The sequence below is a fragment of the Variovorax restrictus genome (assembly GCF_051216715.1).
Classification (GTDB): domain Bacteria; phylum Pseudomonadota; class Gammaproteobacteria; order Burkholderiales; family Burkholderiaceae_C; genus Variovorax.
The window spans coordinates 2,896,898-2,911,343 of sequence record NZ_JBPJZH010000001.1 but is presented as its reverse complement, the minus strand read 5'-3'; the positions used below and the strand labels follow the sequence as shown (position 1 = coordinate 2,911,343).

General features: G+C 64.8%; 15 protein-coding genes and 1 tRNA gene. All 16 read left to right on the top strand.

Annotated features, from left to right (window positions below; translation table 11 throughout):
• Positions 1-125: 125 nt before the first annotated feature.
• The 16 genes from pnp to nuoK all read left to right on the top strand — a co-directional run bounded on the left by pnp (position 126) and on the right by nuoK (position 14,446).
• Complete coding sequence (gene pnp, locus ACSFA0_RS13740; RefSeq protein ID WP_435450720.1) at positions 126-2,465, top strand: polyribonucleotide nucleotidyltransferase; 2,340 nt, start codon at positions 126-128, stop codon at positions 2,463-2,465.
• A 44-nt stretch (positions 2,466-2,509) separates the two neighbouring features.
• The gene (locus ACSFA0_RS13735) at positions 2,510-3,508 is read left to right on the top strand and encodes an NAD(P)H-quinone oxidoreductase (protein ID WP_435450719.1); all 999 of its coding nucleotides are present in this window, start codon (positions 2,510-2,512) and stop codon (positions 3,506-3,508) included.
• A 16-nt stretch (positions 3,509-3,524) separates the two neighbouring features.
• Positions 3,525-4,274 carry a triose-phosphate isomerase gene (gene tpiA, locus ACSFA0_RS13730; RefSeq protein WP_435450718.1) on the top strand — a complete coding sequence of 250 codons (750 nt, stop codon included), beginning with the start codon at positions 3,525-3,527 and terminating at the stop codon, positions 4,272-4,274.
• Between the two features lie 34 nt (positions 4,275-4,308).
• Positions 4,309-4,728, top strand: a complete 420-nt coding sequence (gene secG / locus ACSFA0_RS13725; RefSeq protein WP_435450717.1) for a preprotein translocase subunit SecG — start codon at positions 4,309-4,311, stop codon at positions 4,726-4,728.
• 130 nt (positions 4,729-4,858) lie between these two features.
• A tRNA-Leu gene (locus ACSFA0_RS13720) sits at positions 4,859-4,943 on the top strand.
• A gap of 65 nt (positions 4,944-5,008) precedes the next feature.
• Entirely contained in the window at positions 5,009-5,368 is a 360-nt protein-coding gene (locus ACSFA0_RS13715; RefSeq protein WP_435450716.1) for an NADH-quinone oxidoreductase subunit A, read from the top strand.
• Between the two features lie 26 nt (positions 5,369-5,394).
• Positions 5,395-5,877, top strand: a complete 483-nt coding sequence (locus ACSFA0_RS13710) for a NuoB/complex I 20 kDa subunit family protein (RefSeq protein ID WP_140839331.1) — start codon at positions 5,395-5,397, stop codon at positions 5,875-5,877.
• Between the two features lie 11 nt (positions 5,878-5,888).
• Positions 5,889-6,497: an NADH-quinone oxidoreductase subunit C gene (locus ACSFA0_RS13705; RefSeq protein ID WP_435450715.1), complete on the top strand. Its 609-nt coding sequence runs from the start codon at positions 5,889-5,891 to the stop codon at positions 6,495-6,497.
• Positions 6,498-6,521: 24 nt separating this feature from the next.
• Complete coding sequence (locus ACSFA0_RS13700; protein ID WP_435450714.1) at positions 6,522-7,775, top strand: NADH-quinone oxidoreductase subunit D; 1,254 nt, start codon at positions 6,522-6,524, stop codon at positions 7,773-7,775.
• Complete coding sequence (gene nuoE / locus ACSFA0_RS13695; protein ID WP_435450713.1) at positions 7,772-8,302, top strand: NADH-quinone oxidoreductase subunit NuoE; 531 nt, start codon at positions 7,772-7,774, stop codon at positions 8,300-8,302. The genes ACSFA0_RS13700 and nuoE overlap by 4 nt, the downstream gene beginning before the upstream one ends.
• The gene (nuoF, locus tag ACSFA0_RS13690) at positions 8,299-9,639 is read left to right on the top strand and encodes an NADH-quinone oxidoreductase subunit NuoF (RefSeq protein ID WP_435450712.1); all 1,341 of its coding nucleotides are present in this window, start codon (positions 8,299-8,301) and stop codon (positions 9,637-9,639) included. Before nuoE ends, nuoF begins: the two co-directional genes overlap by 4 nt.
• Before the next feature lie 19 nt (positions 9,640-9,658).
• Positions 9,659-11,851 (top strand): NADH-quinone oxidoreductase subunit NuoG, encoded by a 2,193-nt coding sequence (nuoG, locus tag ACSFA0_RS13685; RefSeq protein ID WP_435450711.1) that lies wholly within the window; start codon positions 9,659-9,661, stop codon positions 11,849-11,851.
• Entirely contained in the window at positions 11,848-12,924 is a 1,077-nt protein-coding gene (nuoH, locus tag ACSFA0_RS13680) for an NADH-quinone oxidoreductase subunit NuoH (protein WP_435450710.1), read from the top strand. Before nuoG ends, nuoH begins: the two co-directional genes overlap by 4 nt.
• A 15-nt stretch (positions 12,925-12,939) precedes the next feature.
• The gene (nuoI, locus tag ACSFA0_RS13675) at positions 12,940-13,452 is read left to right on the top strand and encodes an NADH-quinone oxidoreductase subunit NuoI (protein ID WP_435450709.1); all 513 of its coding nucleotides are present in this window, start codon (positions 12,940-12,942) and stop codon (positions 13,450-13,452) included.
• Positions 13,453-13,478: 26 nt separating this feature from the next.
• The gene (locus ACSFA0_RS13670; protein WP_435450708.1) at positions 13,479-14,141 is read left to right on the top strand and encodes an NADH-quinone oxidoreductase subunit J; all 663 of its coding nucleotides are present in this window, start codon (positions 13,479-13,481) and stop codon (positions 14,139-14,141) included.
• Complete coding sequence (gene nuoK / locus ACSFA0_RS13665; RefSeq protein WP_435450707.1) at positions 14,138-14,446, top strand: NADH-quinone oxidoreductase subunit NuoK; 309 nt, start codon at positions 14,138-14,140, stop codon at positions 14,444-14,446. Before ACSFA0_RS13670 ends, nuoK begins: the two co-directional genes overlap by 4 nt.

The window sequence follows — 14,446 nt, the reverse complement described above, 5'->3', positions numbered from 1 at the left end:
AAGCTGTGTCATTCCAATGAGGTTCGAGCCGAGCTTCACTGGAATGGCATCGTGTTCTGCGAAGCGCTCCAAACCCTGCGGGGCCGCCGATACGGTGGTTCGCCGCTTTCAAATCAGGAGCAAACATGAGCCTCTTCAACAAAGTCACCAAGTCCTTCCAGTGGGGCGACAAGACGGTCGTCCTGGAAACGGGCGAAATCGCCCGTCAAGCCAGCGGCGCGGTCAAGGTCGACATCGACGGCACCGTCGTGCTCGCGACCGTGGTCGCCTCCAAGTCGGCCAAGCCCGGCCAGGATTTCTTCCCGCTGACCGTCGACTACATCGAGAAGACCTATGCCGCCGGCAAGATTCCCGGCAGCTTCTTCAAGCGCGAAGCCAAGCCCAGCGAACATGAAACCCTGACCAGCCGCCTGATCGACCGCCCGATCCGCCCGCTGTTCCCGGAAGGCTTCCTGAACGAAGTGCACGTGGTCATCCACACGCTGTCGCTCAACCCCGAAGTCGATGCCGACATCGCCGCCATGATCGGCGTGTCCGCCGCGCTGTCGGTCTCCGGCATCCCGTTCAGCGGCCCGATCGGTGCCGCCCGCGTGGGCTACATCAACGGCCAGTACGTGCTGAACCCGGGCCAGACGGCCCGCAAGGATTCGCAGATGGACCTGATCGTCGCCGGCACCGAAGCGGCCGTGCTGATGGTCGAGTCCGAAGCGCTGCAACTGTCCGAAGAAATCATGCTGGGTGGCGTGGTGTTCGGCCACGAGCAAGCAGCGGTTGCGATCAACGCGATCCACGAACTCGTCCGTGACGCCGGCAAGACCGTGTGGGACTGGTCTGCGCCGGCCGAAGACGAAGCTTTCGTCGCCAAGGTCAACGGCCTGGCCGAAGAAAAGCTGCGCGCGGTCTACCAGATCCGCAGCAAGCAAGCGCGCACGCAAGCCCTGCGCGAAGCCAACGCCGGCGTGATGGCCGCGCTGAAGGAAAGCGGCGAGCCTTTCGATGCGGGCAAGGTCAACGACCTGCTGTTCGCGATCGAAGCGAAGATCGTTCGCAGCCAGATCCTCGAAGGCGAGCCGCGCATCGACGGCCGCGACACGCGCACCGTGCGCCCGATCGAGATCCGCAATTCGGTGCTGCCGCGCACCCACGGTTCGGCCCTGTTCACCCGCGGTGAAACGCAGGCGCTGGTCATCACCACGCTCGGCACCGAACGCGACGCCCAGCGCATCGACGCGCTGGCCGGCGAATACGAAGACCGCTTCCTGTTCCACTACAACATGCCTCCGTTCGCCACCGGCGAAGTGGGCCGCATGGGCTCGACCAAGCGCCGCGAAATCGGCCACGGCCGCTTGGCCAAGCGCGCGCTCGTCGCCGTGCTGCCGTCGAAGGAAGAGTTCCCGTACACGGTGCGCGTCGTCTCGGAAATCACCGAGTCGAACGGTTCGTCGTCGATGGCTTCGGTCTGCGGCGGTTGCCTGTCGATGATGGATGCCGGCGTGCCGATGAAGGCCCATGTGGCCGGCATCGCCATGGGCCTGATCAAGGAAGGCAACCGCTTCGCGGTGCTGACCGACATCCTGGGCGACGAAGATCACCTGGGCGACATGGACTTCAAGGTGGCCGGCACGACCAACGGCATCACCGCGCTGCAGATGGACATCAAGATCCAGGGCATCACGAAGGAAATCATGCAGGTCGCCCTGGCTCAGGCCAAGGAAGCGCGCATGCACATCCTGGGCAAGATGCAGGAAGCGATGGGCGAAGCCAAGGCCGAGGTGTCGAACTTCGCGCCCCGCATGACCACGCTGAAGATCAACCCCGAGAAGATCCGCGACGTGATCGGCAAGGGCGGCGCGGTCATCCGCGGCCTGCAGGAAGAAACCGGCACGACGATCAACATCGACGAAGACGGCACCATCACCATCGCGTCGGTCGACCCGGAAAAGGCCGAGCTGGCCAAGCAGCGCATCGAGCAGATCACGGCGGAAGTCGAAATCGGCAAGGTGTACGAAGGCCCGGTCACCAAGATCCTGGACTTCGGCGCGCTGATCAACCTGCTGCCTGGCAAGGACGGCCTGCTGCACATCAGCCAGATCGCCCATGAACGCGTCGAACGCGTGCAGGACTATCTGAGCGAAGGCCAGATCGTGAAGGTCAAGGTGCTCGAGACCGACGAGAAGGGCCGCGTCAAGCTGTCCATGAAGGCCCTGACCGAGCGTCCGGCCGGCATGGAATTCCAGGAGCGTGCGCCGCGTGAAGACCGTGGCGATCGTCCGCCGCGCAGCGACCGTGGCCCGCGCGAAGACCGTGGCGATCGCGCACCGCGTGAAGACCGCGGTGACCGCGCACCGCGCGGTGACCGTCCCCCACGCTTCGAAGAGCGCGGCAATGGCGGCGAGCAAGCGCCCGAACAGGGTGCGTCGCAGCCGGTGTCCGACGCCAATCGCGGCGGCGACCAGCAAGGCTGAGAAAAAGAAGGCGTACGGCGCAAGCCGTTGCCATCTCTCCCATCATGAAAGCCATTGAAATCACATCGTTCGGTGCGCCGGACGTGCTGCGTGTCGTCGACCGTCCCGATCCTGTGGCGGGCGAGGGCGAACTGTTGATCCGCGTCGCGGCGAGCGGCGTGAACCGCCCGGACGTTCTGCAACGCACCGGCAATTACCCGGTGCCACCGGGCGCGTCCGACCTGCCGGGCCTCGAGGTGGCGGGCGAGATCGTCGCAGGCGACGCCAAGGCCCTGGCCGATGCAGGCTTCGCGATCGGCGACCACGTCTGCGCGCTGGTGGCAGGCGGCGGCTATGCCGAACTCTGCGTGGCACCTGTCGCGCAGTGCCTGCCGGTGCCTAAGGGCTGGAGCGACATCGATGCCGCTTCGCTGCCCGAGACCTTCTTCACTGTCTGGAGCAACGTGTTCGAGCGCGGCCGCCTCCAGAAGGGCGAGACGCTGCTGATCCAGGGCGGCTCGAGCGGCATCGGCGTGACGGCCATTCAGCTCGGCAAGGCCATGGGCGCGACGGTGATCGTCACGGCCGGCAGCGACGACAAATGCGAGGCGTGCCTCAAGCTGGGCGCCGACCACGCGATCAACTACAAGTCGAGCGACTTCGTCGCCGAGATCCAGCGCATCACGGACGGCAAGGGTGTCGACGTGGTGCTCGACATGGTGGCAGGAGCCTACGTGGCGCGCGAGATCGACTGCCTGGCCGAAGACGGCCGGCTGGTGATCATCGCGGTGCAGGGCGGCATCAAGGCCGAGATCAACGCCGGCCTGGTGTTGCGTCGCCGGCTGACGGTCACGGGTTCGACCCTGCGGCCACGCCCGATCGCCTTCAAGGGCGCGATCGCGCAGGCGCTGCGCGCCAAGGTCTGGCCGCTGCTGGAAAGCGGCGCGATCAAGCCGGTCGTGCACAGCACCTTTGCCGCCATCGGCGATCCCAGTGGCGGGGCACAGGCCCATGTCCTGATGGAATCGAACCAGCACATCGGCAAGATCGTGCTGACCTGGTGACCAACGGAACAAGACGATGACCCCACGCAAGCTGATTGCCGGCAACTGGAAGATGAACGGCAGCCTGTCGGCCAACGACGCGCTGCTGAAGGCCTTGCTGCAGGGTGTCGGCGCGCCCGGCTGCGACATCGCGGTCTGCGTGCCGGCGCCGTATTTCGCGCAGGCGCAGTCGATGCTCGCGGGCTCGCCCGTCGCGCTCGGTGCACAGGACATTTCGGCGCATCCGCAAGGCGCCTTCACCGGCGAGCAGTCGGCGGCGATGCTCAAGGACTTCGGTGTGCGCTACGCCATCGTCGGCCACTCGGAGCGCCGCCAGTACCACGGCGAAACAGATGAGGTCGTGGCGGCCAAGACGGCCGCTGCGCTCGCCAACGGCATCACGCCGATCGTCTGCGTGGGCGAAACGCTCGCGGAGCGCGAGGCCGGCCGTACGGAAGAGGTGGTGAAGCGCCAGCTCGCTGCGGTCATCCACGTCAACGGCCATTGCATCAGCGAGATCGTGGTGGCTTACGAGCCGGTGTGGGCCATCGGCACCGGCAAGACGGCCACGCCGGAACAGGCGCAAGGCGTGCACGCGGTGCTGCGTGCGCAGCTGCACCACGCCGCCAGCGAACACGCTGCGGGCATCCGCATCGTCTACGGCGGCAGCATGAATGCGGCCAATGCCGCGGAACTGCTGGCCCAGCCCGACATCGACGGCGGCCTGATCGGTGGCGCGTCGCTCAAGGCGGCCGACTTTCTACACATCATTGCGGCCGCACGCTGAGTCGCGGGCAGCAGACCCTTAGGAGAAACAACGAATGAACATGGTCCTCAACATCCTCGTCGGCGTGCAGATGCTCACCGCGCTGGCCATGATCGGCCTCATCCTGGTGCAGCACGGCAAGGGCGCCGACATGGGCGCGGCCTTCGGCAGCGGCAGTGCGGGCAGCCTCTTCGGTGCCAGCGGCAGCGCGAACTTCCTGTCGCGTACCACGGCGGTGCTGGCGGCGGTGTTCTTCGTGTGCACCTTGCTGCTGGCTTACTTCAGCCACGCGCGTCCCGCAGCGGGCGGCAACAGCCTGCTGGAGCGCGCAGCGATCGGTGCACCTGCGCCGGCCGCATCCGGTGCTGCTGCACAGATTCCGGCCCCTGGCACGCCTGCTGCACCGGGTGCCAATGCACCGGCTTCGACACCTGCTGCGCCTGCTTCCGGTGCGGCGCAGATCCCGACGAAGTGATCCGTGCGAATCTGTGTGCATTCATTGCAGCAGTGCACTGAAAACAACTGTATTTCAGGGTAAACTCTAAAGCTGTCCGGAAAGCCAAAACCCTCCTGGGTTCCTCATGCCATCCGGGCAGACAAAAACCGCGGTCGTGGTGAAATTGGTAGACACGCTATCTTGAGGGGGTAGTGGCGAAAGCTGTGCGAGTTCGAGTCTCGCCGACCGCACCAAATCTCACCGGCAGAGGGCAGCCAGCGCGCTGCCTTCTGCCGGTGGCAAGCGGTGATAACCCCTGATGAACCTCGATTCCTACCTCCCCGTCCTGTTGTTCATTCTGGTCGGTATCGCGGTTGGTATCGCACCCCAGGTTCTGGGCTACATCCTCGGCCCCAACCGGCCCGACGCTGCCAAAAATTCCCCTTACGAGTGCGGCTTCGAAGCGTTCGAGAACGCCCGCATGCAATTCGATGTCCGCTACTACCTGGTGGCCATCCTCTTCATCCTGTTCGACCTGGAAATCGCCTTCCTCTTCCCCTGGGCCGTCGCGCTCAAGGAAGTGGGCCCGGCGGGCTTCTGGGCGGTCGTGATCTTCCTGGCCATCCTCGTCGTGGGCTTCGCCTACGAATGGAAAAAGGGTGCGCTTGACTGGGAATAGCCGGAACTCGGCAACAAGGTACAGCCATGGCCATTGAAGGCGTTTTCAAAGAAGGCTTCGTCACCACGTCCTACGACTCGGTGGTGAACTGGGCCAAGACCGGCTCGCTGTGGCCCATGACCTTCGGTCTGGCCTGCTGCGCGGTCGAGATGATGCATGCGGCTGCCGCGCGCTACGACATCGGGCGCTTCGGTGCCGAGGTGTTTCGCGCCAGCCCGCGCCAGTCCGACCTGATGATCGTGGCCGGCACGCTGTGCAACAAGATGGCGCCGGCGCTGCGCAAGGTGTACGACCAGATGGCCGAGCCCCGCTGGGTGCTGTCGATGGGCTCGTGCGCCAACGGCGGCGGCTACTACCACTACAGCTATTCGGTCGTGCGCGGCTGCGACCGCATCGTGCCGGTCGACGTCTACGTGCCCGGCTGCCCGCCCACGGCGGAAGCGTTGATCTACGGAATCATCCAGCTGCAGCAGAAAGTGCGCCGCACCAACACCATCGCCCGCGCCTGAACGGGACCGACATGACAGTCTTTGCGATCGATCCCGGTGCCCTGAAGGACACCATTGCTGCGGCCCTTGGCGACAAGGTGAAGAGCATCCACGTGGCGCTCGGCGAGGTGACGCTGGTGGTGAAGGCCGCCGACTACCTGGCCACCATGCAGACCCTGCGCGACGCGCCGGGCTGCCAGTTCGAGCAGCTCGTCGACCTCTGCGGTCTCGACTATTCCGCCTACCGCGACACCGAGTGGGAAGGTCTGCGTTACTGCGCGGTGTCGCACCTGCTGTCGGTGAGCCTGAACCAGCGCGTCCGCGTGAAGGTGTTCTGCGCCGACGACGATTTCCCCGTGCTGCCGTCGGTGATGCACCTGTGGGCCTCCGCCAACTGGTTCGAGCGCGAGGCCTTCGACCTGTTCGGCATCGTGTTCGAAGGCCATGAAGACCTGCGCCGCATCCTGACCGACTACGGCTTTATTGGGCACCCGTTCCGCAAGGACTTCCCGCTGTCAGGCCACGTCGAGATGCGCTACGACGAAGAACTCAAGCGCGTCGTCTACCAGCCGGTGTCGATCGAACCCCGCGAAGTCACGCCGCGCGTGATCCGCGAAGAGAACTACGGAGGCCTGCACTGAGGCTTCGCGCCACGGTGATTCAACATGGCTGAAATCAAGAACTACACGCTCAACTTCGGTCCGCAGCACCCGGCCGCCCACGGCGTGCTGCGCCTGGTGCTCGAGCTCGACGGCGAAGTCGTCCAGCGCGCCGACCCGCACATCGGGCTCTTGCACCGCGCGACCGAAAAGCTCGCCGAGCACAAGACCTACATCCAGTCGCTGCCCTACATGGACCGCCTCGACTACGTGTCGATGATGTCCAACGAGCATGCCTACTGCCTGGCCATCGAGAAGCTGATGGGCATCGAGGTGCCGATTCGCGCGCAGTACATCCGCGTGATGTTCGCCGAGATCACCCGCCTGCTGAACCACCTCATGTGGCTCGGCTCGCACGGCAACGACTGCGGCAGCTCGACGATCCTGATCTACGCCTTCCGCGAACGCGAAGACCTGTTCGACATCTACGAAGCCGTCTCGGGTGCGCGGATGCACGCGGCGTACTTCCGGCCGGGTGGCGTCTACCGCGACCTGCCGGACACGATGCCGCAGTACAAGGTCAGCAAGATCAAGAACGCCAAGGCGCTCGAGCGCATGAACGAGAACCGCCAGGGTTCGATGCTCGACTTCATCGATGACTTCACGAAGCGCTTTGTGAAGCACATGGAGGAGTACCACACGCTCCTGACCGACAACCGCATCTGGAAGCAGCGCACCGTCGGCATTGGCGTGATGACGCCCGAGCGCGCGCTCAACCTCGGCCTCACCGGCCCGATGCTCCGTGGTTCGGGCATCGCCTGGGACCTGCGCAAAAAGCAGCCGTACGACGTGTACGACCGCATGGAATTCGACATCCCGGTCGGCAAGACCGGCGACTGCTACGACCGCTACCTGGTCCGCATGGAAGAGATGGCGCAGTCCAACCGCATCATCAAGCAGTGCGTCGACTGGCTCCGCGTGAACCCCGGCCCGGTCATCACCGACAACCACAAGGTGGCAGCACCGGCCCGTGAGTCCATGAAGGGCAACATGGAAGAGCTGATCCACCACTTCAAGCTCTTCACCGAAGGCTTCCATGTGCCCGAAGGCGAGGCGTATGCCGCCGTCGAGCACCCGAAGGGCGAGTTCGGCATCTACCTGGTGAGCGACGGCGCCAACAAGCCGTACCGCCTGAAGATCCGTGCGCCCGGCTTCGTGCATCTGTCGGCGCTCGACGAGATGACGCGCGGCCACATGATCGCGGACACCGTCGCCGTGATCGGCACCCTGGACATCGTGTTCGGAGAAATCGATCGATGAGCAACCCCAGCACACCCGCGGCTACGAAGCCGCTGTCTGCCGCCGCCCTGGACCGTTTCGCGCGCGAAGTGGCCAAGTACCCGGCCGACCAGGCGCAGTCCGCCGTCATGGCCTGCCTGTCGATCGTGCAGCAGGAGCAGGGCTATGTGAGCCTCGAGAGCGAGAAGGTCGTCGCCGACTTCCTCGGCATGCCGCCCATCGCGGTGCACGAGGTCACGACCTTCTACAACATGTACAACCAGCAGCCGACCGGCCGCTTCAAGCTCAACGTGTGCACGAACCTGCCGTGCCAGTTGCGCGACGGCGTCACGGCGCTGAATCACCTCGAGAAGAAGCTCGGCGTGACGATGGGCGGCACCACGGACGACGGCATGTTCACGCTGCAGCAGAGCGAGTGCCTCGGCGCCTGCGCCGATTCGCCCGTGATGCTGGTCAACGACCGCACCATGTGCAGCTTCATGAGCAACGAGAAGCTCGACCAGCTCATCGACGGCCTGCGCGCCTCGTCGAAGGGAGACGCCGCATGACGCCCGAACAAGTTCTCTCGCAGTTCCAGGCCACCGGCGTCCAGACCTGCTTCCACGACCGCCACCTCGGCGCGCAGATCTATGCCGGCCTCGACGGCACCAACTGGCGCCTGGCCGACTACGAAGCGCGAGGCGGTTATCAGGCGCTGCGCAAGATCCTGAGCGAGGGCCTGACGCCCGACCAGGTGATCGCCGAAGTCAAGGCCTCGGGCCTGCGCGGTCGCGGCGGCGCGGGCTTCCCGACCGGACTGAAGTGGAGCTTCATGCCCCGCCAGTTTCCCGGACAGAAGTACCTCGTCTGCAATTCGGACGAAGGCGAGCCGGGCACTTGCAAGGACCGCGACATCCTGCAGTTCAACCCGCACATCGTGATCGAAGGCATGGCCATCGCGGCGTACGCGATGGGCATCAGCGTCGGCTACAACTACATCCACGGCGAGATCTTCCAGTCCTACGAACGCTTCGAGGAAGCGCTGGAAGAGGCGAGGGCGGCCGGCTACCTCGGCAACGCCATCATGGGCAGCACGTACAACTTCCAGCTGCACGCGGCCCACGGTTTCGGCGCATACATCTGCGGCGAAGAGACGGCCTTGCTCGAGTCGCTCGAAGGCAAGAAGGGCCAGCCGCGCTTCAAGCCGCCGTTTCCGGCCAGCTTCGGCCTGTACGGCAAACCCACCACCATCAACAACACCGAGACCTTCGCGGCGGTGCCCTGGATCATCCGCAACGGCGGCCAGGCCTACCTCGAGTGCGGCAAGCCGAACAACGGCGGCACCAAGATCTACTCGGTGAGCGGTGACGTCGAACTCCCCGGCAACTACGAGGTGCCGATGGGCACGCCGTTCTCCAAGCTGCTCGAACTCGCCGGCGGTGTGCGCAAGGGCCGCACGCTGAAGGCGGTGATCCCGGGTGGATCGTCGTCGCCAGTGCTGCCGGCCGACATCATGATGGCCTGCACGATGGACTACGACTCGATCGCCAAGGCCGGCTCGATGCTGGGTTCGGGCGCGGTCATCGTCATGGACGACAGCCGCTCGATGGTCGAGTCGCTCAAGCGCCTCTCGTACTTCTACATGCACGAATCCTGCGGCCAGTGCACGCCGTGCCGCGAAGGCACGGGCTGGATGTGGCGCGTGGTGGATCGCATCCACAACGGTCACGGCAAGCCCAGCGACATGGACCTGCTGAACTCCGTGGCCGACAACATCCAGGGCCGCACCATCTGTGCACTGGGCGACGCTGCGGCGATGCCGGTGCGCGCGATGATCAAGCATTTCCGCCACGAGTTCGAGGCGTTGATCCCGGGCTATGTGCCCAAGGCGCCGGCCAAGGCCTGAGCACGAAAACGCAACACATATGGTTGAAATCGAACTCGACGGCAAGAAGGTCGACATCGTCGAAGGCAGCATGATCATGCATGCCGCCGACAAGGCGGGCACGTACATCCCGCACTTCTGCTATCACAAGAAACTCAGCATCGCGGCCAACTGCCGTATGTGCCTGGTCGACGTGGAAAAGGCGCCCAAGCCGATGCCGGCCTGCGCCACGCCCGTGACCCAGGGCATGATCGTCCGCACCAAGAGCGAGAAGGCCATCAAGGCCCAGCAATCGGTGATGGAGTTCCTGCTCATCAATCACCCGCTCGACTGCCCGATCTGCGACCAGGGCGGCGAATGCCAGCTGCAGGATCTGGCGGTGGGTTACGGCGGTTCGTCCTCGCGTTACGAGGAAGAGAAGCGCGTGGTGTTCCACAAGGACGTCGGCCCGCTCATCAGCATGGAAGAGATGAGCCGCTGCATCCACTGCACGCGCTGCGTCCGCTTCGGCCAGGAAGTGGCCGGCGTGATGGAGCTCGGCATGATCCACCGCGGCGAGCATTCCGAGATCACGACCGTCGTGGGCGAAACCGTCGACTCCGAGCTGTCGGGCAACATGATCGACATCTGCCCGGTCGGTGCGCTCACGAGCAAGCCCTTCCGCTACAGCGCTCGCACCTGGGAACTGTCGCGCCGCAAGTCGGTCAGCCCGCACGACTCGACCGGTGCCAACCTGATCGTCCAGGTCAAGAACCACCAGGTGATGCGCGTCGTTCCGCTGGAGAACGAAGACGTCAACGAATGCTGGATCGCCGACCGCGACCGCTTCTCGTACGAATCGCTCAACAGCGACGAGCGCCTGACGCAGCCCATGCTCAAGCAGGGCGGCCAATGGCAAGCGGTCGACTGGCAGACAGCCCTCGAATACGTGGCCAACGGCCTGCGTCAGATCAAGACCGACCATGGCGCGAGCGCGATCGGTGCGCTCGTCAGCCCGCACAGCACGGTCGAAGAACTGGCCCTGGCCGGCGCACTGGTGCGCGGCCTGGGCAGCGAGAACATCGATTACCGTCTCCGCGCCGCCGACTTCACGCCGACCGGTGGCATCCGCTGGCTCGGCACCTCGATCGCGTCGCTGTCGAACCTGCAGCGTGTGTTGGTCGTGGGCTCGAACCTGCGCAAGGACCATCCGCTGTTCGCGCAGCGCATCCGCCAGGCGGCCCGCAAGGGCGCGGCCGTGAGCGTGATCGCCTCGTCGAACGAACTGGCATCGCGCGACGCGTGGGCCATGTCGCTCGCCGGCGTGACGACCGTGGCTGCTGGCGGCTGGGCGCAAGCCCTCGCCGACGTGGCGACCGCCATCGGGGCAGAGAAGGGCGTTTCGGCGCCCGCCCAAGGCAACGCCAGCGACGAGGCCAAAGCCTTCGCGCAGTCGCTGCTGGGTGGCGAACGCAAGGCGATCCTGCTGGGCAATGCCGCAGCTCATCATGCGGATGCATCGCGTCTGCTGGCCATTGCGCAGTGGATCGGTGAACAGACCGGTGCCAGCGTTGGCTACTTGACCGAAGCCGCCAACACGGTCGGCGCCCAGTGGGCGAACGCACTGCCGGGCGCGAATGGCCTGAACGCCGGCCAGATGCTGTCGGGCGGTCTGAAGGCCTTGCTGCTGCTCAACAACGAACCCGAATTCGACTCGGCGGCCGGCGCCCGTGCGGCGGCTGGGCTCGAGCATGCCCAGATGGTCGTGACCTTGAGCCCTTTCAAGGCGAACCTCGCCATCAGCGACGTCCTGCTGCCGATCGCGCCGTTCAGCGAAACGCCCGGCACCTTCGTGAATGCCGAAGGGCGCATCCAGAGCTTCCATGCCGTGGTCAAGCCGCGTGGTGAGGCACGCCCGGCCTGGAAGGTGCTGCGCGTGCTGGGCAACATGCTCGGCGTGTCGAACTTCGATTTCGAGACGGCGCAAGACGTGCTCGCCTCCGTGCGCGGGGCCGATGCCGGCGCCACGCACATCGCTGCCGACCGACTGTCGAACGCAGCGCCTGCGAATGTCGACCTGTCGAAGCCGGCAGCCGATGCCGCGACGCCTGTGACGGCGTCCATCTATCAACTGGACGGCCTCGTGCGCCGCGCCACGTCGTTGCAGCTCACCGCCGATGCGCGCGGCGCTGCACACGCGGCGTTGGGTGTGTGGCCCGGCCCGAAGCCGGTGCTCGACGAGGTGACGGCATGATCGATTCCATCTTCGGTTTCGGCCAAGGGCTGATCGATGCGAACTGGTGGACCGCCGGCGGCTGGCCGGTGCTCTGGGCACTGATCAAGATCATCTGCGTGCTCTTGCCGCTGCTGGGTGCCGTGGCCTACGCGACGCTCTGGGAGCGCAAGTTCCTGGGCTGGATCCAGGTCCGTCACGGCCCCAACCGCGTCGGCCCCTTCGGCCTGCTGCAGCCCATCGCCGACGCGCTGAAGCTGCTGACCAAGGAAATCATCAGCCCGACGGCCGCGTCGCCCGGGCTGTTCCGCCTCGGCCCGATCATGGCGATCATGCCGGCGCTGGCAGCGTGGGTGGCCATTCCCTTCGGACCGGAAGCGATCCTCGCGAACGTTAATGCCGGCCTGCTGCTGATCATGGCGATCACCTCGATCGAGGTGTACGGCGTGATCATTGCCGGCTGGGCATCGAACTCGAAGTACGCCTTCCTGGGTGCGCTGCGCGCGTCAGCCCAAATGGTGAGCTACGAAATCGCCATGGGCTTCTGCCTGGTCGTCGTCATCATGGTGACGGGCAGCCTGCACCTGGGCGACGTGGTCGCTTCGCAGGGCAAGGGCATGGGCGTCAACATGGGCCTGGGCTTCCTGTCGTGGAACTGGCTGCCGCTGCTGCCGATTTTCGTGGTGTATGTGATCTCCGGCGTGGCCGAGACCAACCGCCACCCCTTCGACGTGGTCGAAGGCGAAGCGGAGATCGTGGCCGGTCACATGGTCGAGTACTCGGGCATGGGCTTCGCGATCTTCTTCTTGGCCGAGTACGCCAGCATGTGGCTCGTGTCGATCCTGGCTGCGCTCATGTTCCTGGGCGGCTGGCTGTCGCCCATCGGCTTCCTCGATTTCATCCCGGGCTGGATCTGGCTGGGCCTGAAGACCTTCTTCGTGCTCACGCTCTTCATCTGGATCCGCGGCACCTTCCCGCGCTTCCGTTATGACCAGATCATGCGTCTGGGCTGGAAGATCTTCATTCCGGTCACCCTGGTGTGGCTGCTGGTGGTCGGGGGCTGGATGCAGACGCCCTGGAACATCTGGAACTAAGCGGAGAACCCCACGATGTCTTCAGCTGTTGCTGCTTCTACCTTCTCGGTGAAGGACTTCCTCAAGAGCTTCATGCTCACGGAACTCCTCAAGGGCATGGTCCTGACGGGACGCTACGCGTTCCGCCGCAAGATCACGGTTCAGTTCCCCGAGGAGAAGACCCCGCTGTCGCCGCGCTTCCGCGGCCTGCACGCCCTGCGCCGTTACGACAACGGCGAAGAGCGCTGCATCGCCTGCAAGCTGTGTGAAGCGGTGTGCCCGGCGGTGGCTATCACCATTGAATCGGAAGTGCGTGACGACGGCTCGCGCCGCACCACGCGCTACGACATCGACCTGACCAAGTGCATCTTCTGCGGCTTCTGCGAAGAGAGCTGCCCGGTCGATTCGATCGTCGAGACCCACATCCTCGAGTACCACGGCGAAAAACGTGGCGACCTGTATTTCACCAAGGAAATGCTGCTGGCTGTCGGTGACCGCTACGAACCCGAGATCGCGGCCAACAAGGCCGCGGACGCAAAGTACCGTTAACGGCAGACGCCCCAAAGAAAAATTCCATGGACGTCAAGACTGGCTTCTTCTATCTGTTCTCGCTGGTGCTGCTGTTCGCAGCCTTCCGAGTCATCACGGCGCGCAACCCCGTGCACGCCGTGCTCTATCTGATGCTCGCGTTCTCGCAGGCATCGGCCGTGTGGCTGCTGCTGCAGGCCGAGTTCCTGGCCATCGTTCTGGTGCTGGTCTACCTGGGCGCCGTGATGGTGCTGTTCTTGTTCGTCGTCATGATGCTCGACCTGAACATGGACAGCCTTCGACAGGGCTTTTGGAAGCATTTCCCGTTGGCCGCGCTGGTCGGCGTGGTGATCGCGCTCGAAATGGCCTACGTGCTGATGGGCGGCTTCCGCGAACTGCCCGCAGCGGCACAGGCGGCCATGACGCAGGGTGGCTCGAACACCAAGGCGCTGGGCATCCTGCTCTACACCGAGTATGTGTACCCGGTGCAGATCGCTGCCGTGATCCTCGTGGTGGCGATGATCGCCGCTATCGCGCTCACGCTGCGCCAGCGCAAGGACACCAAGTTCATCGACGTGAGTGACCAGATCCACGTGAAGGCGCGCGATCGCATGCAACTCGTGAAGGTCGACGTCACGCGCGCCGCGCCCCCACCACCGCCGGCCGAACCCGCGCCTGCCGCCACCGCCGCTCCGGAGAAGAAGGCATGACACTGACCCTCCCTCACTATCTCTCGCTCGGCGCGATGCTGTTCGCGATGTCGGTCATCGGCATCTTCCTGAACCGCAAGAACCTGATCGTGCTGCTGATGTGCATCGAACTGATGCTGCTGGCGGTCAACATGAACTTCGTGGCCTTCTCGCACTACCTGGGCGACATGCATGGCCAGATCTTCGTGTTTTTCATCCTGACGGTCGCCGCGGCCGAGTCGGCCATCGGCTTGGCGCTGCTGGTGCTCCTGTTCCGGAACAAGTCGAGCATCAATGTCGACGAACTCAACACGCTCAAGGGATAA

Coding starts and splice junctions, on each gene's coding strand:
- tpiA (WP_435450718.1), top strand. CDS start 3,525: ATGACCCCACGCAAGCTGATTGCCGGCAACTGGAAGATGAACGGCAGC.
- nuoF (WP_435450712.1), top strand. CDS start 8,299: ATGACGCCCGAACAAGTTCTCTCGCAGTTCCAGGCCACCGGCGTCCAG.
- ACSFA0_RS13715 (WP_435450716.1), top strand. CDS start 5,009: ATGAACCTCGATTCCTACCTCCCCGTCCTGTTGTTCATTCTGGTCGGT.
- ACSFA0_RS13705 (WP_435450715.1), top strand. CDS start 5,889: ATGACAGTCTTTGCGATCGATCCCGGTGCCCTGAAGGACACCATTGCT.
- pnp (WP_435450720.1), top strand. CDS start 126: ATGAGCCTCTTCAACAAAGTCACCAAGTCCTTCCAGTGGGGCGACAAG.
- ACSFA0_RS13710 (WP_140839331.1), top strand. CDS start 5,395: ATGGCCATTGAAGGCGTTTTCAAAGAAGGCTTCGTCACCACGTCCTAC.
- ACSFA0_RS13700 (WP_435450714.1), top strand. CDS start 6,522: ATGGCTGAAATCAAGAACTACACGCTCAACTTCGGTCCGCAGCACCCG.
- ACSFA0_RS13735 (WP_435450719.1), top strand. CDS start 2,510: ATGAAAGCCATTGAAATCACATCGTTCGGTGCGCCGGACGTGCTGCGT.
- secG (WP_435450717.1), top strand. CDS start 4,309: ATGAACATGGTCCTCAACATCCTCGTCGGCGTGCAGATGCTCACCGCG.
- nuoH (WP_435450710.1), top strand. CDS start 11,848: ATGATCGATTCCATCTTCGGTTTCGGCCAAGGGCTGATCGATGCGAAC.
- nuoI (WP_435450709.1), top strand. CDS start 12,940: ATGTCTTCAGCTGTTGCTGCTTCTACCTTCTCGGTGAAGGACTTCCTC.
- nuoG (WP_435450711.1), top strand. CDS start 9,659: ATGGTTGAAATCGAACTCGACGGCAAGAAGGTCGACATCGTCGAAGGC.
- ACSFA0_RS13670 (WP_435450708.1), top strand. CDS start 13,479: ATGGACGTCAAGACTGGCTTCTTCTATCTGTTCTCGCTGGTGCTGCTG.
- nuoK (WP_435450707.1), top strand. CDS start 14,138: ATGACACTGACCCTCCCTCACTATCTCTCGCTCGGCGCGATGCTGTTC.
- nuoE (WP_435450713.1), top strand. CDS start 7,772: ATGAGCAACCCCAGCACACCCGCGGCTACGAAGCCGCTGTCTGCCGCC.